The organism is Rhodovibrio salinarum DSM 9154 (genome assembly GCF_000515255.1).
Lineage (GTDB): Bacteria > Pseudomonadota > Alphaproteobacteria > Kiloniellales > Rhodovibrionaceae > Rhodovibrio > Rhodovibrio salinarum.
Genome location: NZ_KI911559.1, coordinates 3,284,051 through 3,306,464, shown reverse-complemented (window position 1 = coordinate 3,306,464; position 22,414 = coordinate 3,284,051). Strand labels below are relative to the sequence as shown.

Sequence of the window (22,414 nt, the reverse complement as noted above, 5' to 3'; positions counted from 1 at the left end):
GGTCGTTGGCTGTAGTCATGTGGGGCACAGGGCGCATGGCGCCGACGGCTCATTGGCGGACCCCCACCTTGATCAGAACGTCGCCGACCGCGATGGCCCGTTGTACAGGTGGGCTGGAGCGCGGCGGCGACGCCTTGGAGGTGAGTCGCTGGGACTCGTCCGACTGTCCGACCTGACCGGCCGTGTTGTTATGGCTCCGGGTGTTGTTTTGGTTCCCGGCGTTCTTGCGAGGCGTGGTCGTCTGGCGCGCGGCGACCTGTGCGGTGGCCTGCACCAGCGGGGTGTTCACGCCGCGGCGTGGCTGGCGTTGTTCGGCACGCGCATAGATCGGCTGTTCCAGCGACCAGGGCTTGGCCTGGGGCAACGGCATGGCATCTTCGCCGTTGTCGCTGCTGGCGGCGGCATAGCGCACGCGCTCCTCGGACTCGGTGATCCGTGGGGGCAGGGCGGACACGGCGGCGACCTGCTTGGCGTTACCCGGACCCATGTCGAGGTGCTTCGACGCCAGGCGTTCCAGGCGTTCCGGCCGGTTCAGGTAGGCCCACTCCGCTTCCAGCACATGCAGGGCCATACGGTCCTGACGGATGTCGTTGCGCACCTGATGCAACTCCTCCTCCAGGCGCTGCACCTCATACTTCACCTGATACAGCCCGAGCGCGACCGCGCCCGCGACGATCAGCCAAATTACCAGTGACACGCGCACGACGCTCATGCCCGGCCCTCTTCGAAGTTGGCCCAGGCCGGCGCGGCCGTGCGCTCGGCGGCGCGCAGCCGGGCGGAACGTGCCCGGGGATTGGTCTCGGCTTCGTCTGCTCGCGGCTTCTTGGCCTGGCGGAACAGAACGCGAAAGGTCGGCTCCGGCAGCCGGTCCGCCGGGTCCGGGTCGGGGCTGTGCCGGGATGCCCGTGGGACGTCGCCGCTGCGGGTGCGTAGGAACTGTTTGACCGCGCGGTCCTCCAGCGAGTGGAAGGAGACTACCGCCAGCCGGCCGCCCGGCTTAAGCGCGCGTTCGGCCGCGGCAAGGCCGCGCTCTAGCTCGCCCAGCTCGTCGTTCACGTAAATCCGGATCGCCTGGAAGGTGCGGGTGGCCGGATCGATCTCGTGCGCCTTCGCCTTGCCCCTGGCGTGGCCGACGGCGCCGCGCACGATTTCGGCCAGCTCGCCGGTGCGTTGAATCGGTTTGTCGCCGCGGGCCTGGGTGATCGCGCGGGCGACTCGTCGGGCCTTCTTCTCTTCGCCGTAGTCGCGCACGATCCGGGCCAGATCGCCTTCCGCCAGCTCGTTGACGACATCGGCGGCGGTCGGCCCATCCGATCCCATGCGCATGTCGAGCGGGCCGTCGAAGCGGAAAGAGAAGCCGCGCTCGGCAACGTCCAACTGCGGAGAGGACACCCCCAAGTCGAACGCGATGCCGTCCACCGGGGCCACGCCGCGCTCTTCCAGAACCCGGTCCAGCGCGCCGAAGCGCCCTTCGGCGAGATGCAGGCGACCGTCTTCCGCCTCCGTCATGGCCTGACCGCGCGCGATCGCCTGCGGGTCGCGATCGAGACCCCAGACGGTGCAGGCGGCAGAATCCAGGATACCCTTGGCATAGCCGCCCAGGCCGAAGGTGGCGTCGAGGTAGATGCCGCCGTCGGCTGGCTGCAGCGCGTCCAGCACCTCCGCCAGCATGACGGGGACATGGCCGCCCGGCTGGGTCGCCTGCGGCGTAAGGTGAGAGTCGGCGGGGGCGCGCGCCATCATGCTTCCGCCTCCACCTTCTGCTTCTTCTTCGGCCCGATTCCCTTCTTCGCGGCGCGCTCGCGGGCGGCCTCGCGCTGCTCGGCATAGGTTTCGGGGTTCCAGATCTCGAAAGTCAGGCCACGGCCGACGAACGCCGCCGCCTCGTCGATGCCGGCGTGTTCCATCTGGTGCTTGGGCAGCATGATCCGACCCTCGCCGTCGAACGACAGCGGCTCGGCATCGGAGAACACGACCTGTGCGAGCTCCTCGTACTCCTCCGAGAACTCGTCCAGTTCCTCCAGGTCGTTCATGTACTTCGCCATACGCTCCTCACCAAACGCCACCAGTGCCGGACGCAGGTAGTGGGCGTAGACGTAGATGCCGTGGAATTCCTGACCCGCCACGGCCTTACGAAAAGCCGCCGGAACGGACACGCGTCCCTTCCGGTCGACTTTGTTTGCCTTGGCGGAACCAATGAATGCCTGCGGCACCGGGCGACCCCCTTGTGGCGTCCCATGGGCCCAGCCGTCGTGGTCTGGGTTTTAATTGGGTTGCCATGGCCCTGCATGGGATTTCATGGGATAGCATGGGCCTATATGGGTGTCAATGCACCGCCCAAGTAAAGGAGAGCTTAAAATCAAGGATTTTCCGGTCTTTGCTGCGATGCCTTTCGGTCGACTCGACGCAAGTGACCGGCGGCGACTTTCACAACCTGGTCACAGCCGAGTTCATGTGACACATGAACGGTGTTCCTCTTATGTTCTCATAGAAGATTGCTTCCACAGCGCCCTGGGGCGGCCGTAGACGACTTGTGGTCCCGCAAGTTGTGGATATGACGCGCGCCACCCCTATCCGTCGCAAATAGGGGCAATACAATCGATCAATATTGACGCTAATAAAGCGGACCAGACGGCCTGTAAGCCGGGTTCTGTACCCGCCGGTGACACCGGCGGGCGACGGCCATTCCTCTGGGACGTCCGTTGCCGGACGCCTCGCGCGACCTACCCGGGCAGCGGTGCGGAAGCTCACCTGTCGGGGCGCAAAGGCCCCGACATGCCGCCCCTATCTGGTCTTGCTCCCGGTGGGGTTTACCGTGCCGCCCCTGTCACCAGGGGCGCGGTGCGCTCTTACCGCACCCTTTCACCCTTACCCGATGGGCACTCGGCGCCATGCGCCGGGCCATGGGCGGTTTGCTTTCTGTGGCACTTTCCCTGGGGTCGCCCCCGCCGGGCGTTACCCGGCACCGCGCTTCCGTGGAGCCCGGACTTTCCTCCCTTCCGCGCGTTCAGGCGCGGAAGAGCGACCGTCCGGCCGTCTGGTCCGACCCCGGAGGTAAGCAAGTCTGAGGCTTCGCGCAAGCGGACTTGGACGCCGTCCCATGAAATCCCATGTCGGGGCGTCCCATGGTGTCCCATGGGATGGCATGGGACGGTACGACAGGTCGGATCGGGCTAGCCTGCGTGGTCCAGAACCTGCAGCAAGCCGGTCAGGCGGGCGGCCGTGGCGGTGTCGGGCGCGCCCGTGACCGCTTCAGGGCGGAAGTGGCGCTGAAAGGCGGTCAGCAGGATGGCGGGATCGGCACTGGGGCAGTAGCCGACGCGCTCCAGGCACGCCAAGAACCACTCGAGGTCGGGGAGCCTGGACGGTTCCACCACCTCTTGTGGCCAAACCCCAAGGCCATAATCGGCGAGGCGCGGCCAGTCGAACAGCTCGCCCGGATCCTGCTTGCGGGCGGGCGCCACGTCGCTATGGCCCAGGACTCTGTGGGACGGGATGGGATGGCGCGTGCGGATGGCTTGGGACAGCTCTATCAGCGCGGCCATCTGCGCCTCCGGGAAGGCACGATAGCCGAACTCGTGACCGGGATTGACCAACTCGATCCCGATGGATCGGTCATTGATGTTCGTCTGGCCGGCCCAGCAGGCGACGCCCGCGTGCCAGGCGCGCCGGTCTTCCGGCACCAGGCGAACGATCTGGCCGTCTTCCTCGATAAGGTAGTGTGCGGAAACCTTGGCCTCCGGCTGGCACAGCCGGTCCAGCGCCGCCGTGCCGGTCAGCATTCCGGTATAGTGGAGCAGCAGGATATCGACGGCCACGCCGTCCGGCCGCGGTTCATGGTTAGGGGAGGGGTGATCGACCGGCTGAGCCATGTGCGCCTTGCGTCCCGGGCTAAGTCCGCTCCAGCGTTGGGCCGGTCACGCGCGGGCGGCGGATGGTGACGATCCCGACCCCGATCACCGTCATCGCGCCTCCGGCGAGCAGCCGCCAGGTCAGCGGTTCGCCGAGCGCGATTACGCCGCTCGCCACGCCGAAGAAGGGGACCATGAGCGTGAACGGCATCGCGATATTAACGTCGTAGCGTCCCAGAAGGGCGTACCACAGCCCATAGCCCAAGACGACCACGATCACGGACTGGTACGCCAGCACCAAGCCGACAGTCAGCCAGTCCGCGCTGGCCAGCGCATCCCACTGCCCGCCTTCCAGCAGGAAGGAGGCGAAGAACAACTGCGGGAATGCGAAGGCGGCCATATAGGCATTGAGCTGCGTGCCGTTGATATCGTCCAGGCGTTTGACCAGCACGTTTGCCACCGCCCAGACCAAGGCGGCGGAGAGCACCAGCGCAAGCGACCCATAAGCCCCGTCCAGCCGTGGTTCCCCTGCGATCACGGCTACGCCGGCGAAGGCGATCGCCATGCCGAGCGCGCGGCGCCAGCCCACCGTTTCGCCGAACGCCAACGCCGCCAGGATTGCAGCGAACGGCACCTGCAACTGGATCGAGATCGCCGCGGTGGAGGCGTCGATCCCGGTCAGACCGGTGAACATCAGCGAGAAGTGCAGAAACCCGAGCACGACCGAAACGGCAAAGACACCGAGCAGCTTGCCCTTCGGCACCTTCACAAACGGCACCAGGAGGGCGGCGACGATCATGAAGCGCAGGCCGACCAGCAGGATCGGCGGCAACTCCTGCAATCCGACCTTGGAGACGGCAAAGTTGCTGCCCCAGACGATCATGATCGCGATGAATCCGAACAGGTCGAGCGGGCGGACGGCAAGGCGCATGAAGGATCCAGAGGTTAAATGACGGTAGCGCGTGGTCGAGGATTAGCGTTATTGCCGCTGGCAGGGCGCGCGACACGGGAAGGGCTAGTCGATATCTAACCCACACCGGCGGGTACCCGGAAACCGACACGGGCGATTCTGAGATGCGTTGGGCGCAAAGGTCCTAGAACGTCGGCGATCTAGGACTAGGAACCCGTCCCCTGCGCCAGCGCCTCGCGGCGTTCCTCCAGCTCCAGCCAGCGGGTCTCGGCTTTCTCGAGGGCGCGCTGGGCCCGTTGCAGATCCTCGGTGGCTTGCTGGTAACCGTCGGGGTCGCGTTTGAAGAAGCCGGGATCGGAGAGTTTGGCCTGCAGGTCGTCGATGCCCTGTTGCAGCTTCTCGATCTTGTCCGGTAGCTCGTCGAGCTCGCGCTGTTCCTTGTAGGACAGCTTGCCCTGGCTGCCGCCGGAGCCGCGCTTGCCGGACGCCTTCTGGTCTGCTTTGCCGCCGGCCTTCTTGTCTGCCTTGGCCTTGTCGCCCATGCGCGCGCCGCCCTTGGGCCCGCGACGCTGGCTCAGCGCGTCGCTGTAGCCGCCGGGGAATTCCTCGACCCGACCGTCGCCTTCCATCGCCACGACGCTGGTCACGGTTTTGTCCAGAAAATCGCGGTCGTGGCTGACCAACAGCAGCGTGCCGTTGTATTCCCCAAGAACCTCGACCAGGAGGTCGAGCGTCTCGACGTCCAGGTCGTTGGTCGGCTCGTCCATCACGATCAGATTGGAGCGTCGGGCGAACAGGCGGGCAAGCAGCAGGCGGTTGGTCTCGCCGCCGCTCAAGGCTTTGACGGGTTGGCGCGCCTGGCCTTCCTCGAACAGGAAATCCTTCAGATAGGCGACGACGTGCCGGGCCTTGCCGCCGACGTCGATCGTATCGCCACCGCCCGGCGCCAGCGTTTGCCAGAGGGTCTTCTCGGGATCCAGGCTTTCCCGGCGCTGGTCGAAGTAGATCGGTTGCAGGTTGGTGCCATGGCGCACCTGGCCGCTATCCGGCTCCAGATCGCCGGTCAGCATCTTGATCAGCGTGGTCTTGCCCGCCCCATTGGGGCCGATCACGCCAATCCGGTCGCCCTTGCGGATGCGGGTGGAGAAGTCGCGCACGATCTCGACGCGCTGGCCGTCCTCGCGTGTGAACGCTTTGGCGATCTGCTCCGCCTCGATCACCGTCTTGCCGCTGCGCTCGGCCTCGGCAACTTCCAGGCTCATCTCGCCTGGCTTGGCCTTCAACATTTCCGCGCGGGTCTGGCGCATCTCCCGCAGCTCGGCCAGACGGCGCTGGTTGCGCTTACGTCGCCCGGAAATGCCGCCGTGCTCCCACTGCGCCTCGCGCTCGATCTTCTTGTTCAGCTGATAAAGCTGCTCGGCCTCGGCCTGGCGGACCTCCTCGGCCCAGGCGTCGAACTGCTCGAAGCCGCTGTCCATCTTGCGCAGGGTGCCGCGGTCCAGCCACAGCGTGCAGTTGGACACTGCGCGCAGGAAGGCGCGGTCGTGGCTGACCAGAATCAGCGTGCCGCTGAAGCGCTTGAGCTCGCCCTCCAGCCACTCGATCGTCGGCAGGTCGAGGTGGTTGGTCGGCTCGTCGAGCAGCAGCACGTCGGGCTCGCTGACCAGCGTGCGCGCCAGCGCGGCGCGCCGTCCCTCGCCGCCGGACAGTGTGCCCAGCCGGCGTCCGCTCTCCAGGTCCAGGCGCGCCAGCACCTGGTCGACCCGGTGGTCCTCGTGCGCGACGTCTCCCGGCAGGCCGCCGGCGACGTAGGCGTGCACCTTCTGCTCGGGCGGCAGATCGGGCTGCTGCGGCAGGTAGGCGGTGCGCACGCCCGGCTGGATGAACAGTTCCCCGCGGTCGACCTCGATCTCGCCTGCCAGGGCGCGCAACAAGGTGGACTTACCGCTGCCGTTGCGCCCGACCAGGCACGCCCGGTCGCCGCGAGCGAGCGTGACGTCGACATGGTCGGCCAGCACCTCGTGCCCGAGGGCCAGGCGGACGTCCTTGAACTGTACCAGCGGCGGGTTGGTCGCCATGCAGCGGAGCTCTTGGGGATGAGTGGCACGAACGCTCCCCGTCTCCTCCATGTCGGGGGAGAGGGCATTGAGCGCCGCGTCTTATAGCGGATCGGGCCGGGGGGCGTCCAACAGTGCTCCGGACGATCTACCGTCGCCTAGCGCCGCAAGCCGCGCTGCTTGCGAATCTGCTCGTAGGCGCCGTTGATCGCGGCGACCTTCTCGTTCGCCATGTCGATGAATTCCTGGGGCATGCCCTGGCTGACCAGGGTGTCCGGGTGGTTCTCCCGGACCAGCCGGCGGTAGGCGCTCTTGATCTCGTCGTCGCTGGCCTCGCGGGAGACGCCCAGAATCTCGTAGGGATCGTGGCCGTCGCCCTCGGCGTTGGCCGCGCGGATGCGCTCCCAGCTTTCCTGATCCAACCCGAAGGTGAACGCGACCTGTTCCAGATACTCCAGTTCCGCCTGGGCGATCTGGCCGTCGGCGCGGGCGATGTGGAACAGGCCGTCCAGGACCTCCTCCAGCACCATCGGGTTGTCCTTGAACATCCGCCCGAGCTGCTTGGCGTACGGCTCGAACCCGCGGGAGTCGCGCCGGGCCTGGTTGAACACCTTGCCAACGTTGTTGACCTCCTCCGGCGGCACCTGGAAGACCTGCCGGAAGGCCTGGATTTCGTCCTTGGTGACCACGCCGTCGGCCTTGGCCATCTTGGCGCCCAGCACGATTACACCAATGGTGAAGGCGATCTTCTTGGTGTTGTCGTCGGCGTGTTGGTCGGCTTCCGGCTGCTCGCCGGCCTGACGCTGCGGATCTGTGTCCTGGTCGGTCAGTTCGCGGGTGGAGTCCCGCATCCGGTCGACGGCATGCCCCGCCAGGCCGCCCAGGATGGCGCCCAGCGGCCCGCCCACCGCGAAGCCTGCGGTGCCGCCTACGATCTTGCCCCAGATACTCATGCTGCAATGCCCATGCCGTCGAGGTTCAACTGCGCCGCCAGGTGACTCCGGCGCGCAAGTCCTTGTGCGGCCATATTCCACGCCCGGACAAGGGCGGGCAAGACCGCTGACCGCTCCGCGCATGGCACGTTAACAGGATGCTCACTTGTGCAGCGCACAATAAGTCCTACATTTAAGCTGACACGGACGCGGATGGGCCTGGAGTCGCCATCCGCCGACACCGTTCCTGGGGAGGGACGCTGAGTGCGTGAGGGGCGGCCGGCCGCGTAAGCCACGCGGCGATCGGCAAACACCCTGACGGAAGCATCGTCTCAACCATGCCCTACATTCGTAAACTCACCCCCGCTGACCGGCCCGCGATCCGTGCGCACCTCGCCCGGCTCGACCCGGAATCCCGGCGTCGACGCTTCGGTTACCCGATCACGCCCGAGGCCGCTGCGGATCACGCAGAGCACTTGGATTTCGCCGACACGATCCTGCTCGGGCGGATCGATGGCGGCGCCGTGCGCGGCGTGGCGGAGGTCGTGCCCGCCGGGGCTTCCGGCAAGATCGGCGAACTCGGTTTGTCCGTCGAGCCGTCGTGGCGCGGCCAGGGCCTGGGTACCGAATTGACCCGTCGGGCGTTCACGATCGCCACCAACCGGCACATGCGTCAGGTGATCGTGATGTGCGTCGCCGACAACGTGCCGATGCAGCGGATTGCCCGGAAGCTGGGCGGCTACGTGCTATCGCACGGCCAGGAAACCGAGCTGGCGATCGACCTGCCGCATCCGAGCGCCTGGTCCGTGGCCCAGGAGCACGCGATCCATGGTGGCGGCTTTCTCGGGGCCGCCTTCGACCAGTGGACCCCGCTCGATGCGCGCCCGATCGGCACCGGCTGAGCCGGTCGCCGTTGACCGCGCCGGCAAAGCTTGCTCCCTTAAGCGCCACCTTTTCAGGCGTTTTCCAGGGAGATCGTGCGCATGGCCTCGCGCAGCGAGCGTGCCGGCACCCTGCCGGGGCAGGAGAGTGAGCGCAGTGCGGCCGGGGGCCGCTGGCAGTTCTGGGTCGATCGCGGCGGCACCTTCACCGATGTGGTGGCGCGCACGCCCGCCGGCGATCTGAAGACCCACAAGCTGCTGTCCGACAACCCGGAACAGTACGACGATGCCGCGCTACAGGGCGTGCGCGACTTCCTCGGCCTCAAAGCCGGCGAGGCGATCCCCGCCGATCAGATCGAGGCGGTCAAGATGGGCACGACCGTCGCCACCAACGCGCTTTTGGAGCGCAAGGGCGAGGCGACGGCGCTGGCGATCACCAAGGGATTCCGCGATCAGTTGCGGATCGCCTATCAGAACCGCCCGCAGCTGTTCACCATGCGGATCGACTTGCCGGAACTGCTGTACGGCGAGGTCGTGGAGATTGACGCGCGCGTCACCGCCGAAGGCGAGGAGCTGAAGGCGCCCGATTCGGACGCGATCCGGCGCGACCTGCAGGCGGTCTATGACAAAGGCATCCGGGCGCTCGCGGTCGCCTGCCTGCACGGCTACCGCTACCCCGAGCACGAGCGCACCGTGGCCGAAATCGCCCGGGAGATCGGCTTTACCCAGGTGTCGACCTCCCACCAGGTGAGCCCGCTGATGAAGCTGGTCAGCCGGGGCGACACCACGGTGGTCGACGCCTACCTGTCGCCGATCCTGCGCCGCTACGTCGACAAGGTCGCGGGCGAGCTGGGCGACGTGCAGCTGATGTTCATGCAGTCGAACGGCGGCCTTACCGACGCGCACTTCTTCCAGGGCAAGGACGCGATCCTGTCCGGTCCGGCCGGCGGCATCGTCGGCGCGGCGCGCACCGCCGCGATGGCGGGGATCGACAAGCTGATCTCCTTCGACATGGGCGGCACTTCGACCGACGTGGCGCACTACGACGGTGCCTACGAACGCGCGTTCGAGACGCAGGTCGCGGGCGTGCGTATGCGCGCGCCGATGATGCAGATCCACACGGTGGCCGCCGGCGGCGGCTCGATCCTGCAGTTCGACGGCACCCGCTACCGCGTTGGCCCGGACAGCGCGGGCGCCAACCCTGGCCCGGCCTGCTATCGCCGGGGCGGGCCACTGACGGTGACGGATGCCAATCTGATGCTGGGGCGCATCCAGCCGGCCTTCTTCCCCAAGGTGTTCGGCCCGAACGCCGACCAGCCGCTGGATGGCGACGCGGTGCAGACGCAGTTCCGGGAACTGGCCGAACGGATCTCGCGCGAAACCGGCGACAAGCGCGCGCCGGAGGAGGTCGCCGACGGCTTCCGGCGGATCGCGGTGGAAAACATGGCCAACGCGATCAAGAAGATCTCGATTCAACAGGGCCACGACGTCACCGGCTATACCCTGAACTGCTTCGGCGGCGCGGGCGGACAGCATGCCTGCGATATCGCCGACACGCTGGGGATGACGCGGATTTTCCTGCACCCCTTTGCCGGCGTGCTGTCGGCCTATGGCATGGGCCTGGCGGACCTGCGGGTAATGCGCGAACAGGCGGTAGAGAAAGGCTTTTCCGCCGACGTGCTGCCGGAGGTCGAGGCGACGCTGGAGGAGATCGGCGCCGACGGGCGGCAGGAAATGCAGCGCCAGGGCGTGGCCGAGAACCGGGTCGAGACGGTGCGCCGGGTGCATCTGCGCTACGACGGCACCGACAGCGCGCTGGTGGTCGACTATGGCCGTCACGACGAGCTGGTCGCGCGCTTCGAGGCCGCGCACAAGCAGCGCTTCGGCTTCGTCCTGCCCGACAAGCCTTTGATCGTGGAGGCTGTTTCGACGGAAGTGATCGGCCATACCGATCAGGCCGAGGACCCGGTGGTGACGCCTGACAAGTCGGTCGAGCCGCTGGCGCCTGTCGAGACGGTCCGCCTCTACACCCATGGCCAGTGGCACGACACACCGGTCTATGACCGCGCCGACCTGCTGCCGGGCGAGACGATCGATGGACCCGCGATCGTGATCGAGCCGAATTCGACCACCACGATCGAGCCCGGCTGGCGCGCCGAACTGACCGAGCGCAACCACCTCGTGCTCAACCGGGTGGAGGCCAAGAGCCGCGAGCACGCGGTGGGCACGCAAGTCGATCCCGTAATGCTGGAGGTGTTCAACAACCTCTTCATGTCGGTTGCCGAGCAGATGGGCTCGACGCTGGAGAACACCGCCTATTCGGTGAACATCAAGGAGCGCCTCGACTTTTCCTGCGCGGTGTTCGATCCCGAGGGCAACCTGGTCGCCAATGCCCCGCACATGCCGGTCCACCTCGGCTCGATGGGGGAGAGCGTGCGCACCGTGATCCGCGAGAACGCGGGTAAGCTGCGCAAGGGCGACGTCTACATGCTGAACGACCCCTACAACGGGGGCACGCACCTGCCGGACATCACGGTGATCACCCCGGTGTTCGACCAGGCCGGCGAGACGATCCTGTTCTACGTCGCCAGTCGCGGCCACCACGCCGACGTCGGCGGGATCACGCCGGGCTCGATGCCGCCTAACTCCACCCGCGTGGAGGAAGAGGGCGTGCTGATCGACAACTTCAAGCTGGTCGACCAGGGCGAGTTCCGGGAGCAGGCGCTGCGTGAGCTGCTGGAAAGCGGCGACTATCCCGTGCGCAACGTCACCCAGAATATCGGCGACCTGCAGGCCCAGATCGCCGCCAACGAGAAGGGCGTGCGCGAGATTGGCCGGATGGTCGAGACCTTCGGCCTGGAAGTCGTGCACGCCTACATGGGCCATGTGCAGGACAACGCCGAGGAGCAGGTTCGCCGCGTGCTGGACGCGCTGAAGGACGGGTCCTTCACCTATCCGCTCGACAACGGCTCCGAAGTCTCGGTCGACGTCACGATCGATAAGAAAGCCCGAACGGCCAAGATCGACTTTTCGCGGACCAGCGCACAGCGGCCGGACAACTTCAACGCGCCCAAGGCGGTGGCGCGCGCGGCCGTGCTCTACGTCTTCCGCACGCTGGTCGCCGACGACATCCCGATGAACGAGGGGTGCCTCAAGCCGCTGGAGATCGTGATCCCCGAGGGCTCGATGCTGAATCCCAAGTACCCGGGGGCGGTCGTTGCCGGCAACGTCGAGGTCAGTCAGACCATCACCGACACGCTCTATGGCGCCACCGGCGTGATGGCGGCCGCACAGGGGACGATGAACAACTTCACCTTCGGCAACGATCGCTATCAGTACTACGAGACGATCTGCGGCGGTTCCGGCGCCGGTCCGGACTTCGACGGCACCAGCGCGGTGCACACCCACATGACCAACTCCCGCCTGACCGATCCGGAGGTGCTGGAGTGGCGCTTCCCGGTGCTGCTGGAAGATTTCCACATCCGCCGTGGCTCCGGCGGCAAGGGCAAGCACGTGGGCGGCGACGGCACCCACCGCCGGCTACAGTTCCGCGAGGCGATGACGGCCGCGATCCTGTCCAACCACCGCAAGGTGGCCCCCTTCGGCCTGGACGGCGGCGAACCGGGCGCACTGGGGCGCAACTGGGTCGAGCGCAAGGACGGCGCGGTCGAGGACTTGTCCGGCACCGACCGCGTGGAAATGGCCGAAGGCGACGTGTTCGTGATCGAAACGCCTGGGGGTGGCGGTTACGGGAAGACGTGAGGTAGCTCACCACCAAGACACCAAGTCACCAAGCGGGCCAAAACAAGGGCGAACCACAGAGGCGCAGAGACATCCGGCGGCACGTCGTCTTGGTGCCTTCGTGTCTTGGTGGTGAATCCTTCGGCTCACCCTCGATCCTGCGCGCCTTCCATGACGTCGTAGGCGTCCGAACCCGCTTCGACCTCCGCCCGCTCGCTCGGCGACCACTCGGGCGGGCGCGGCGAGGCGGGCAGCGCGTGGAAGCTTTCCTGCAGGCTCTCGTCCGGCTGCTCGCGCTTAAGCGCGCGCCAGACGACGAAGAAGGCGAACACCGCGCCGACCGCGACGAAGAACAGCCACAGCCCGTCCGGCCCGAAGGCACGCAGCATCGCGGTGGCCACGATCGGCCCCACGGTGCTGCCGGTCGCCCAGGTCACCAGGATGGTCGAGGAGACGACGACGTAATCGCCGGCCTGCGTGCGGTCGTTGGCGTGGGCGGTGGAGACGGCGTAGATGCTCTCCGCCAGACCGCCCCAGACGGCGAACAGGCCGATCAGGGCGAGCAGCGTCACCGCCGAGCCCGCGGACAGCAACACGGCGGAGACCAGCACGATCGCGGCCGTGGCGCCGGCGATCACCAGACGCCGGTCGGTGCGGTCGGACAGCCAGCCGAGCGGCCATTGGATGGCGAGGTTGCCGAGCTGCAGCGCCGCCATGGCGAGCGCGATGTCCTGGCCGTCCAAGCCGATCGCGTTGCCGTACATCGGCCCCACGCCCAGCATGGTCATGCCAAGCGAGCCGGAGACGTAGGCGCCGACCAGCCCGACTGGGGAGACGCGGTAGACCTCGACCAGCTTGACCGAGATCCGCTCGGGCGGGGGCGGCGTCTCCAGCCGGGTGAGCGCGACCGGCACCACCGCGGCGGCGTACAGGCCGGCCAGGATCATCAGCGGCACCGAGGAGCCGGCATCCACCCGGTTCATGATCAGCGCGCCCAGGCCGAGCGCGACCGTGTAGCTGAGGTAGAACAGCGACATGATCCGCCCGCGCCGCTCCGACCAGGTGACCTCGTTCAGCCAGGACTGCGCGGTCATAAACATCGCGGTGGTGCAGAAGCCGCTGGCCACGCGGAACAGCGTCCAACTGAACGCGCCAATGTAGGTCGGCATCAGCAGCGCGGTGATCGTGCCGATCGCGGCAAACGCCGTGAACGCCCGGATGTGCCCAACCCGCCGGATGAAGCGGCCGGAATAGACGCAGCCCAGTAGCATGCCGACGGCATAGGCCGTCACCACCATGCCGACCTGATCCTGGCCGACGCCTTCGGCGTTCAGGCGCACCGGCACGAAAGTGGCCATCATGCCGTTGCCAAGCGCGGTCAGCGCGGTGGCCAGGATGACGCTTACGACGGACAGGTAAGGGTTGTTGTGCATGCCTTTGGCTAACGGACCGGGTGAGATGCAAGCTCGCCCCTCTAACCGATCTGTCGGCCGGGTGTCACGTCCTGTGGGGGACTCGTTAGACCAGCACGCTGACCACGGCGACTGCCGCGACCAGGACCAGGGCGACCCGGCGGTAGGTCTGTTCCTTGGAGCCGGTGAACAGTCGCGATCCGGCCACCGCGCCGAGCGCGAAGCCGGGATAGAGCAGGGCGCCCCTGGCCGCGATCTCCCAGGTCAGCAGGTCGTTGGCGATATAGACCGTGCCTTGCCAGACGGTGGTGAACAGGAAGAAACAGATCAGGGTCGCCCGGATCGACGCGGCGGCATCGGTGCCGGCCAGGAAGTAGATCACCACGGGCGGCCCACCCATGCCAGTCGCTCCGGCGGTTAGGCCCGATAGTCCGCCGGTCAGTACGGTGCCGTTGCGTCGCGCCGGCCCCTTGCGCCCGACGCCGAACACCAGCAGCCCCACCGCGACCAGGATCAACGTGGAGATCGCCCAGCGCATCGGTTCCGCCGGGACCAGCACCAGCAGCACGGCGCCCAGCGGGATGCCCAGCAGCGCGCCAGCCGACAGGTAGCCGACGGTATGCGGCTCCGCGCTTTTGGCGGCTTTCGGTAGCAACTGCCCGCCGACCGCCAGTTCCATGACCCCCAGCATCGGGATCGCCACCTGTGGTCCGTACAGCGCCGAGAGCGAGGGCACCAGCAGCATCGCCGAACCGAAGCCGGCAAAACCGCGCACGAGGCCCGCGACGATCGCCATCGCAGCGGCGATCGGGAAGGCGGAGTCGATCAACCCGTTCAACATGGCGCGCGCGATAGCATGCCCGCGCGCCTGGGGATAGCTCGGTTCCGGGATTGGTACGGGGCTACGCCCGGTTATCCCGGCCGATCATCCCGCCCAGGTTCGGTACAGGCGTTCGGTGCGCAGGTATTCCAGGATGCGGTGGTTGTTGGTATCGGACAGCAGCACGCGGTCCGGGCCATCGGCCCAGATGCCGGCGGGCTCGGCCGGTGGGATGCAGGCGTCGTCGGCGCAGTCAAAGCCGTCGTCCAGATCGGTGACCCGCTTGGCCGCGAGATCGAGGACGCGCGCCTTCTGGTTGTAGCTATCGGCGACCAGTACCTCGCCGCTCGCCAGCGCCACGCCCATCGGGTGCTGCAGCTTGGCCATCGTGAACGGGCCGTTGTCCCAGCCGTAGTCGAACAGTCCTTCGCCGACCAGGGTCACGACCTCGCGGTTGCCGAGTGCCAGTACGCGCACGCTGGAGGTCTCGGAATCCGCGAAGTAGAGCAGCTGCTGCCGGCGGTCGAGCGCGAGGCCGCTCGGCTGGGCGAGTTGGGCGTCCAGCGCGTCGCCGTCGACGATGTCCTCGCCGCCGTTGCCAGCCAGTGGCCGTAGCACGCGTGCCTCGACGTCCAGGCGCAACAGCTGATGTGTGCCGGCGTTGGCGATGTAGAGGATGTCGCCATCGGCCTCGATGTCCCAAGGCGAGGCCAGAGCGGCGGCTAGTGACGGCTCGTCGTCGTCGACCACCATGCCCCGCTCGCCCGTGCCGGCGAGGGTAATCGTTTTGCCGCTCTCCAGTTCGATCCGGCGGATCGCATGGTTGCCGGTATCGGCGACGTAGATGAACTGCGCGTCGGCGCACAGGCCCTGGGGCAGGTTGAAGGCGGCCCGGTTCGCGTCGCCGTCGGCAAAGCCGGGCTGTCCGGTCCCGAAACGGCGCAGCTCATGGCCCTGGTCGTCCAGCACAACGATCTGGTGATGCCCGGCATCGGCCAAGGCCCAGGTCTGGTCGCCGTCGGGGATCGGTTTCAGCTTGCCCGGAAAGGCGAACGCGCCCTCCGGCCGTGGCTGCTCAGCGCCCGGGCTGGGCGAGGGGGATAGCAGCTCCTGCGTGTCCCACTGCTCGACCAGTTCGGAGACGGCCGTGAGCAGTCGTTCGGCGTCCGGCTCGCCCGACATCTGGCCCATCACGTGCCCTTCCGGGCCGATGAACACCAGCGTGGGCCAGGCGCGCACGGCGTATTCCTGCCATAGCTCGAAGTTGACGTCGTTGGCGACCGGATGGGTGATGCCGTAGCGCTGGATCGCCTTGCGGACGTTTTCCGGGCGCTGTTCGGCGGCGAACTTGGGCGAGTGGACGCCGATCACCACCACCTCGTCCGGATAGGCCGCCTCGACCGTCCGCAGCGCCGGGAGGACGTGCATGCAGTTGATGCAGCAGGCCGCCCAGAAGTCCAGGATCACCAGCTTACCGCGCAGGTCGGCCAGCTTGAGCGGACCGTCGACGTTGAACCACTCCAACGTCGGCCGGTCGATCTCCGGCGCGCGCACGCGCGGCTGTTCGATCTCCTGCTCGGGGGGCGTCTGCTCGGGGGTCAGATAGTCGTCGTCGTGCATGGTGGCGGACTTTCGCGGGAGCGTGAGCGACGGAACCTTTCGCCCGCATATCGCACCGGCGGCGGTCCACGTCCAGGACTGCCGCCGGAATTCCCCGCTAGCGGCCCATGGCGAAGATGGGGCGCAGCTTGACGCCGAGCGCGTTGCCGGCCAAGCCGGCGACCAGCCAGAGCCAGCCGTGCAGCGAGCCCGAGGCGATGCCGGAGAAGTAGGCGCCGATGTTGCAGCCGTAGGCGAGGCGTGCGCCATAGCCCATCAACAGCCCGCCAAGCGCGGCCGCCAGCGCGGACTTCCAGGGAATCCGGCGCGCCGGTGCGAATTTGCCCGCCAGTCCCGCGGCCAGCAGCGCGCCCAGGACGATGCCGAAATTCATCACGCTGATCGTGTCCGCGAACACGCTCGCGTTGAGCGCGTCCTGCGCCCACGACCAGCCCCAGAAGGTGGTCTGCGACAGGTCGGCGCCCAGGGCGCTGGCGATCTTCGCGCCCCACAGCGCGAAGCCGAAGCTGATCGACCAGGGGAAACCGCCGACCGCGAGCACCAGCCCGTTCAGCACGGCGAGCGCCACGCCGCCCCAGATCAACGGCCAGGGGCCCTGCAGCCAGCGGATGCCGCCGGTCTCCTTCGCGCGCAGGATCGAGGCGGCTTCGCCGTGGCGGGCAATTTCCAGTCGGCGGGTGGCATAGAAGATCGCGGCGAACACGGCGAACTGGACCGCGATGGCGCCGATCAGGCCAAACTCGCTCAACACCGAGATCCGCCCCAGGGCGGGCGTGCCGGACCACCAGGGGAAGTGCAGCGACCCCGCGAGGGAGCCCACAATGAAGAAGGCGAGCGTCACCACCATGCGAGTCGACCCGCCGCCCAGCGTGAACAGCGTGCCGGAGGCGCAGGCCCCGCCGAGCTGCATGCCGACCCCGAACAGGAACGCACCCACGATGACCGAGATGCCGGCCGGTTGCACCGCGCCGGACACCCCGTGTCCCAGCACCTCCCCGTTCGCCAGCAGGGGCAGGAAGATCAGGGTTGCGACGCCCAGCATCACCATCTGCGCGCGCAGGCCGGCCCCGCGCCGCTCGGCCAGGAAGTTGCGCCAACTGCCCGTGAAACCGAAGGCGGCGTGATACAGGCTGACGCCCAGCAGCACGCCCAGCACGAACAGGACGCCCATCCGCCCGCCGGCGGTATCCAGCACGACCGCGCCGATCGCCGTCATTGCGGCGAGCGCGGCGAGCACGACCGTGCGGTTGATCCGCGGGATGCCATGGCCGGTCTGGCTGGGCGCGGTTGGAGTGGTATCGACGGCACTCACGACGATTGTTCCTATCGGTTTTTGTTGCTGGAGGGCGTTTGGGGCTGCGGGGCTATTGCCGTTGCCCGGCGCCGACTTCGACCTCGCCCTCGTTCAGGGTCCAGTCGGTCATCGACCCGTCGTACATCCGGGCCTGCTGGTTGCCGAGGATCTCGTGGCTTGCGAACCAGCCGAGCGAGGCCCAGTGGCCGGTGTTGCAGAAAGTGATCTGCGCGCCCTCGCGCTCCAGGCCGGCTTCCTTCAGCAGCTCGGCGATCTGCTCCTTGCTGGCGAAGGTGCCGCCATTGGTCAGGCGGCTCTGCGGCACGTTGCGCGCGCCCGGCAGGGTACCCGGCTTGGCGGAGGCGGGGTGCTTGGCTTCGCCGCGGTACTGCTCCGGCGGCCGGTTGTCCATCAGCCCGGTGCCGCTGCGCAGGGCGCTTGCTACCTGCTTGCGGTCGGCGATCAACTGCGGTTGCAATTCGCCCGCGAACTCGGCCGGCTCCGGCGCGGTCCAGCCCTCGGCCAGCGCGTATTGCTGGGCGTAGGCCGCGTGGCCGCCGTTCAAGACCGAGACCTGGTCGTGCCCCAGCACCTTGAAGGTCCAGTAGACGCGGGTGGCGCTGCCCATATCGAGCGCGTTCTCTCCCGCGGCCACGACGACGACATGGTCGTCGTTGTCGATGCCAAGGCTGCCGATGAGCTGCTCGAGCTCGCCGACTTCCGGCAACTGGCCGGGGACGCCGTCCTGCGTGGTGCGCCAGCCGGCCGTGCTGTAGTTCGAGTAGACGGCGCCGGGGATATGCCCATCCTCGAAGGTCTCACGGCTATCGCCGGTGATGCCGTTGCGCACGTCCAGCACGACCACATTCGGGTCGTCCTTGTGTGCGTGCACCCACGCGGCATCGACCAGCGGCTGTGCGTCGTCGGCGGCCTGCGCGCTGCCAGCAGTGATTGCGAGCGCGGCAGCCGTCGCGATCGGCGCGATCCAGCGGCGTACGAGGCTCATTTCTACGTCTCCGTGCCGTAATTTATATAATTTACATCTCTTAGGACGTTTAAATGGCATATGGCCCCATGGCAAGTGAGAGAAAAGCCCCGGCGGTTTTCCTGGAGGCGAAAGGTGGCGTGCCGACAGCGTCAGCCCGTGGTTTCGCGGCGGTCCGTTTGCTAGCCTGACGCGGGCTGCCGGGACGGCACACGTCTTCGGCTTGACGTCCATCAATGACTGCCGTGTGACCTGGGATAAGAGTTTACGGCGCCGTCCGGGCGCCGGACGCGGCCAGGCCACAACACAGACACCATAATCAGAGATCGGGGGACCCAGGCGATGGCGCTCAAGAACCTGCTGCTGCACATCGACGATACTAAGGCCTGCGCCAAGCGCATGGACTATGCGATCGAGTTGGCGCGCCTGCACGATGCGCATTTGTCGGCCGTCTACTGCATCGGTGAGTACAAGCTGCCCGGTTGGGCGGACATGCCATCCACCCTGGAGAAGGAACAAAAGGAGCGCGAGGAGAAGCGTGCCAAGGCCCGGCTGGAGGAGTTTGGCAAAAAGGCCAAGCGCGCCGGCATTAACTATGAAACGCGCCAGGCCCGCGCCCGGATCAGCGATCTGCCGGAGGTGGTGGCGATCCACGGGCGCTATGCCGACTTGGTGATCCTGGGCCAGGTCGATCCCAACGACCCGCCGGTCGGCGGCGATCGGATCGTCGAGCATGTGGTGATCTCCTGTGGCCGGCCGGTGCTGGTCGTGCCTTACGTCGGCGCCCCGGAAACCAAGGGCGTGCTGTCGGTTGCGCAGAACATCATGGTCGGCTGGGACGCCGGCCGCGAGGCGACGCGCGCGGTCAACGACGCGTTGCCGTTGCTGGAGCAGGCGAAGTCGGTCGACGTCGTCTCAGTCAATCCGAAGAAGGTCGGCAAGCACGGCGACGAGCCGGGCGCGGATATCGGCCTGCATCTCTCGCGCCACAGCGTGAAAGTGAACGTCCAGCACCTGGAAAGCCGCGATATCGAGCCTGGCGACACGCTGCTCTCCCGCGTCTCCGACAAGGGGTGCGACCTGCTGGTGATCGGCGGCTACGCCCACTCCCGCCTGCGTGATCTGGTGGTGGGCGGCGTCACCGAGACGATGCTCGAGCACATGACCGTGCCGGTGCTGATGAGCCACTAGGCCGTCGATCTTGAGACCCGCGTCCGGCCCGGATATGTCCTGGCCGGACGCGGGGTCCGGGCCCTGTGGGCCGTGTTAAGTTTCTCCGCGCATACCGGTTTTATTGGTAATTCGCGTTTCATGCGTGCGCGTGACCGAATTCCGTTCAGGTTCTTTTCGCTTATTCGGCTCCCTTAAGTGGGTGTCGACCACTCTGAAGTGTGCTTGCGATTGGTCGGCGACCGAATAAATTAATGTTTCCGCATTTGGATGTGTGCTTGGTGAGGGAGAAAACCATGAAACCCGCGCACTATACCCTAATCGCGTGCCTGACCCTGGTCGTGCTGATCGGCGGAGCCGCATTGTTTGGCTCTGACACTGTCCGAAGCAGCCTGCTTGAAGGAGTGAACCCGGTGGGGCATGCGCAAGCCAGCGACCGCTGCTCCGGCTGCTAGGCGGTCGCAAGCCGTTAGGCTGCGTAAATAAAGCCACCTCTCGCCACGAACGGCGCAGAAGCCTGCCTCGGCTGATATCTAGCGAGGGGGAAGGGGGATACCATGGCTCATGATAACGGGACGAATGTCCAACGCAGATCCTTCGGTTCGCTCTGCGCGTGGGAGTGCCTGCTGGCGGCGGTCGTGCTCTTTTTGTTTTTGGTGATTGGTGATGCCTATGCAGCGGCAGGGGGCGCAGCCTCTGAAGAAGACCAAGGCCCGTTCGACAGTGTTGAACACTGCCTGACCGTGACCGCTGGTATGTCGGATGAGGCCACCCAATTGGTAGGATTGACGGCGTCTTCTGCCGGACAGGGCGATAAATTGCAGGCGGTCCGTACCCTCTGCGAGCGGGTTATAGATGTTTGGCAAAAGCCATTCGTCGCGTCCGAAAAAACGTGTCGGCGGGACGATCGCTGTCCAGGGCAGCAGGCAAGCAAACTACGCTATCTCCGCGTCGACCTCGGCCAGAACGCCGGAAGTGGGGGTGACGGCGCGGCCAAGCAGTCCCGTGGACATCTACCTGCACGGGCGTTGGTGGCGTTGCTGAATACGGATAATCTCCTGCCTGCGACCGTAAATGGGGGGCTTGTGATCCACGGAGCGGAGATCCCAGAGCCCCTGGTTCTTGAGTATATCAGGGTAGCCACTCCGGTGATGCTGTCTGATACACGCATCCGCGCTGGGCCGGTCTATCAAGACTTTATCGGTCGCAAACCTCTGGGCAACCAGAAGTTTTGGGAGGAGGGGCCGGGGGCAGTCTCGCTTTTGATAGAGGGGGCAACGTTCGATGAGTCGCTGATAATCGCCAACGGAACTCGGTTGGAGGGGCGTATCCAGATCTTTAAAAGCCAATTTAAGGAATTTTCTATCCGGAGGTCCCATATAGAAGGAGAAATAGAAATCTGGCGTACCCGCGCTGATGTGTTTGGTATTTATGAAGCAGAAATTAATAATGGGACATATATTGTAGACAATGAGTTTTTAGGAATACAGATTCGGGATGCAGTATTTGGCCAGAACCCAGTTTTTAATTCTAATATGGTTGAGGGCCGTTTCTGGATTGGTTATACGGCGTTCAACGGCGATACAAAAAAAGTCACTGTCTACAATAATAAGGTCCTTGGTCCGTTCACATTCGTGGGTAATTCTGCATCACGTGGCGTCGATGGTCTCACATTCGGTTACAATCGTTTTGCCATGCGAAGCGAGATCGAGGTGCCGCACCTTGACGTCAAAATAAATGAAGACCCAAAGCAGACCGCAGGATATGGTATCTGGCATGGCGACGTGGATTTGACCGGTGTCGAGTCCGAGAGCGAGCTTCGGGTGCGTCCACCGTTCGGTTTTAGTCCTATCAAAGAATCAACGCGGTGCTCGCCTGATTCAACCGCAGCGCGGCGCTTTAGATCCGACGATTCAACCGTCTTGTTCAACTTTACGGCCGCGCAAGTCCGCGTCATCAACTGGAAACAAGCGAAAGACTGCAGCATGCGCTGGCACGGGCGCGGCTTCCGCTACGCGCTGTTCGATCCGGAACCTAGGGATGCCTATAATGATCCGGAGAACTCATCTGGGTCTGATCGGAATCGTCGCGGTCCATTAGACCCTCGCGAGCGCATGCGGCACGTTGAAGAATGGGCCGACGCGTTGTGGCACGCCGAAGACGAAGCGGAGCAGCCGACCGGCGAGCTGGTTGACCCGCTCACCTTTCTGGCCGGCTACTTGCGTGAGCAGGGCTATCATGCGGCGTCGAGAGACAAGCTTCAGGAGGCCAAGCACGCCGACTATCAGGCATGGGCCTTTGGTTCTATCTCGAAACAAACCCTTGCGGCGGTGCTTTGGTTCGGTGGCTATGGCGCCAAACCGGAACGGGCCCTCTTTTCCCTGCTTGTTTTGTGGCTCGTTGGGGCCATTATCTATGCGGCCTATTCCTCATTGTACCAACGTCGCTATGGGTGGGGAGAAACCGCCGGAAAGCCGTCAAGCTCCAGCTTCTGGTACGCCGACTTCGAACCCAAGGACATGTCGAACTATCCGGGGTTCCTCAGTGTGGACAAAGACCTGAGGCCAACCCGGGTGCTAGCCCTTCAGTACTCGCTGGACGCGATCGTTCCGATCTTCAACCTCCATGCCTACAATCGCTTTTATCCCGCGAACAACGTCGTGCGATATATTGCATTGTTCCAACATGTGTTCGGGATCGTCCTGTGGGGCGTGCTGATCACGACCTGGGCGATCCTGTAA

16 protein-coding genes and 1 other RNA gene are annotated in these 22,414 nt (G+C 65.9%); 4 read left to right on the top strand and 13 right to left on the bottom strand.

Annotated elements, in window-relative coordinates:
- Nucleotides 1–49: 49 nt before the first annotated feature.
- The 8 genes from ftsL to RHOSA_RS25905 form a co-directional block, all read right to left on the bottom strand.
- Nucleotides 50–712: a cell division protein FtsL gene (gene ftsL / locus RHOSA_RS24415; protein ID WP_051432199.1), complete on the bottom strand. Its 663-nt coding sequence runs from the start codon at nt 710–712 to the stop codon at nt 50–52.
- Nucleotides 709–1,743 carry a 16S rRNA (cytosine(1402)-N(4))-methyltransferase RsmH gene (rsmH, locus tag RHOSA_RS0115275; protein WP_051432198.1) on the bottom strand — a complete coding sequence of 345 codons (1,035 nt, stop codon included), beginning with the start codon at nt 1,741–1,743 and terminating at the stop codon, nt 709–711. The genes ftsL and rsmH overlap by 4 nt, the downstream gene beginning before the upstream one ends.
- Nucleotides 1,740–2,156, bottom strand: a complete 417-nt coding sequence (locus tag RHOSA_RS22890) for a division/cell wall cluster transcriptional repressor MraZ (RefSeq protein WP_156092758.1) — start codon at nt 2,154–2,156, stop codon at nt 1,740–1,742. The genes rsmH and RHOSA_RS22890 overlap by 4 nt, the downstream gene beginning before the upstream one ends.
- 467 nt (nt 2,157–2,623) lie before the next feature.
- Nucleotides 2,624–3,041, bottom strand: an RNA gene (gene rnpB, locus RHOSA_RS24535) — RNase P RNA component class A.
- A gap of 132 nt (nt 3,042–3,173) precedes the next feature.
- Nucleotides 3,174–3,872, bottom strand: coding sequence for an N-acetylmuramoyl-L-alanine amidase (locus tag RHOSA_RS0115260; protein WP_027289355.1), 699 nt, complete (start codon nt 3,870–3,872; stop codon nt 3,174–3,176).
- Nucleotides 3,873–3,891: 19 nt separating this feature from the next.
- Entirely contained in the window at nt 3,892–4,782 is an 891-nt protein-coding gene (locus RHOSA_RS0115255) for a DMT family transporter (RefSeq protein WP_027289354.1), read from the bottom strand.
- A 185-nt stretch (nt 4,783–4,967) separates the two neighbouring features.
- Nucleotides 4,968–6,839, bottom strand: a complete 1,872-nt coding sequence (locus RHOSA_RS0115250) for an ATP-binding cassette domain-containing protein (protein ID WP_027289353.1) — start codon at nt 6,837–6,839, stop codon at nt 4,968–4,970.
- 137 nt (nt 6,840–6,976) lie between these two features.
- A complete protein-coding gene (locus RHOSA_RS25905; protein ID WP_027289352.1) occupies nt 6,977–7,771 on the bottom strand; it encodes a TerB family tellurite resistance protein in 795 nt (264 codons plus the stop codon).
- A 317-nt stretch (nt 7,772–8,088) separates the two neighbouring features.
- Here RHOSA_RS25905 and RHOSA_RS22885 point away from each other — a divergent pair, with 317 nt between their 5' ends.
- Both RHOSA_RS22885 and RHOSA_RS0115235 read left to right on the top strand, forming a co-directional pair.
- Entirely contained in the window at nt 8,089–8,652 is a 564-nt protein-coding gene (locus RHOSA_RS22885) for a GNAT family N-acetyltransferase (protein ID WP_051432196.1), read from the top strand.
- An 81-nt stretch (nt 8,653–8,733) separates the two neighbouring features.
- Nucleotides 8,734–12,393, top strand: a complete 3,660-nt coding sequence (locus RHOSA_RS0115235; RefSeq protein ID WP_037256468.1) for a hydantoinase B/oxoprolinase family protein — start codon at nt 8,734–8,736, stop codon at nt 12,391–12,393.
- 125 nt (nt 12,394–12,518) lie between these two features.
- Here RHOSA_RS0115235 and RHOSA_RS22880 read toward each other — a convergent pair whose 3' ends face one another.
- The 5 genes from RHOSA_RS22880 to RHOSA_RS25220 form a co-directional block, all read right to left on the bottom strand.
- On the bottom strand, nt 12,519–13,805 hold the full coding sequence (locus RHOSA_RS22880; RefSeq protein WP_037256466.1) for an MFS transporter: 1,287 nt from the start codon (nt 13,803–13,805) through the stop codon (nt 12,519–12,521).
- Between the two features lie 85 nt (nt 13,806–13,890).
- Nucleotides 13,891–14,625, bottom strand: coding sequence for a sulfite exporter TauE/SafE family protein (locus tag RHOSA_RS0115225; protein ID WP_027289350.1), 735 nt, complete (start codon nt 14,623–14,625; stop codon nt 13,891–13,893).
- Between the two features lie 84 nt (nt 14,626–14,709).
- Nucleotides 14,710–16,224 carry a thioredoxin-like domain-containing protein gene (locus RHOSA_RS22875; protein ID WP_081728759.1) on the bottom strand — a complete coding sequence of 505 codons (1,515 nt, stop codon included), beginning with the start codon at nt 16,222–16,224 and terminating at the stop codon, nt 14,710–14,712.
- 97 nt (nt 16,225–16,321) lie between these two features.
- Complete coding sequence (locus tag RHOSA_RS0115215; RefSeq protein ID WP_244880657.1) at nt 16,322–17,536, bottom strand: YeeE/YedE family protein; 1,215 nt, start codon at nt 17,534–17,536, stop codon at nt 16,322–16,324.
- Nucleotides 17,537–17,588: 52 nt separating this feature from the next.
- Entirely contained in the window at nt 17,589–18,524 is a 936-nt protein-coding gene (locus tag RHOSA_RS25220; RefSeq protein ID WP_037256464.1) for a sulfurtransferase, read from the bottom strand.
- A gap of 321 nt (nt 18,525–18,845) precedes the next feature.
- Between RHOSA_RS25220 and RHOSA_RS0115205 the strand changes: the two genes are divergently transcribed.
- The gene (locus tag RHOSA_RS0115205; protein ID WP_027289347.1) at nt 18,846–19,694 is read left to right on the top strand and encodes a universal stress protein; all 849 of its coding nucleotides are present in this window, start codon (nt 18,846–18,848) and stop codon (nt 19,692–19,694) included.
- A 536-nt stretch (nt 19,695–20,230) separates the two neighbouring features.
- The gene (locus RHOSA_RS0115195; protein WP_027289345.1) at nt 20,231–22,414 is read left to right on the top strand and encodes a hypothetical protein; all 2,184 of its coding nucleotides are present in this window, start codon (nt 20,231–20,233) and stop codon (nt 22,412–22,414) included.

Coding starts and splice junctions, on each gene's coding strand:
- RHOSA_RS0115255 (WP_027289354.1), bottom strand. CDS start 4,782: ATGCGCCTTGCCGTCCGCCCGCTCGACCTGTTCGGATTCATCGCGATC.
- RHOSA_RS0115225 (WP_027289350.1), bottom strand. CDS start 14,625: ATGTTGAACGGGTTGATCGACTCCGCCTTCCCGATCGCCGCTGCGATG.
- RHOSA_RS0115250 (WP_027289353.1), bottom strand. CDS start 6,839: ATGGCGACCAACCCGCCGCTGGTACAGTTCAAGGACGTCCGCCTGGCC.
- RHOSA_RS0115260 (WP_027289355.1), bottom strand. CDS start 3,872: ATGGCTCAGCCGGTCGATCACCCCTCCCCTAACCATGAACCGCGGCCG.
- RHOSA_RS25220 (WP_037256464.1), bottom strand. CDS start 18,524: ATGAGCCTCGTACGCCGCTGGATCGCGCCGATCGCGACGGCTGCCGCG.
- RHOSA_RS22875 (WP_081728759.1), bottom strand. CDS start 16,224: ATGCACGACGACGACTATCTGACCCCCGAGCAGACGCCCCCCGAGCAG.
- rsmH (WP_051432198.1), bottom strand. CDS start 1,743: ATGATGGCGCGCGCCCCCGCCGACTCTCACCTTACGCCGCAGGCGACC.
- RHOSA_RS0115205 (WP_027289347.1), top strand. CDS start 18,846: ATGGCGCTCAAGAACCTGCTGCTGCACATCGACGATACTAAGGCCTGC.
- ftsL (WP_051432199.1), bottom strand. CDS start 712: ATGAGCGTCGTGCGCGTGTCACTGGTAATTTGGCTGATCGTCGCGGGC.
- RHOSA_RS22885 (WP_051432196.1), top strand. CDS start 8,089: ATGCCCTACATTCGTAAACTCACCCCCGCTGACCGGCCCGCGATCCGT.
- RHOSA_RS25905 (WP_027289352.1), bottom strand. CDS start 7,771: ATGAGTATCTGGGGCAAGATCGTAGGCGGCACCGCAGGCTTCGCGGTG.
- RHOSA_RS0115235 (WP_037256468.1), top strand. CDS start 8,734: ATGGCCTCGCGCAGCGAGCGTGCCGGCACCCTGCCGGGGCAGGAGAGT.
- RHOSA_RS22880 (WP_037256466.1), bottom strand. CDS start 13,805: ATGCACAACAACCCTTACCTGTCCGTCGTAAGCGTCATCCTGGCCACC.
- RHOSA_RS0115195 (WP_027289345.1), top strand. CDS start 20,231: ATGGCTCATGATAACGGGACGAATGTCCAACGCAGATCCTTCGGTTCG.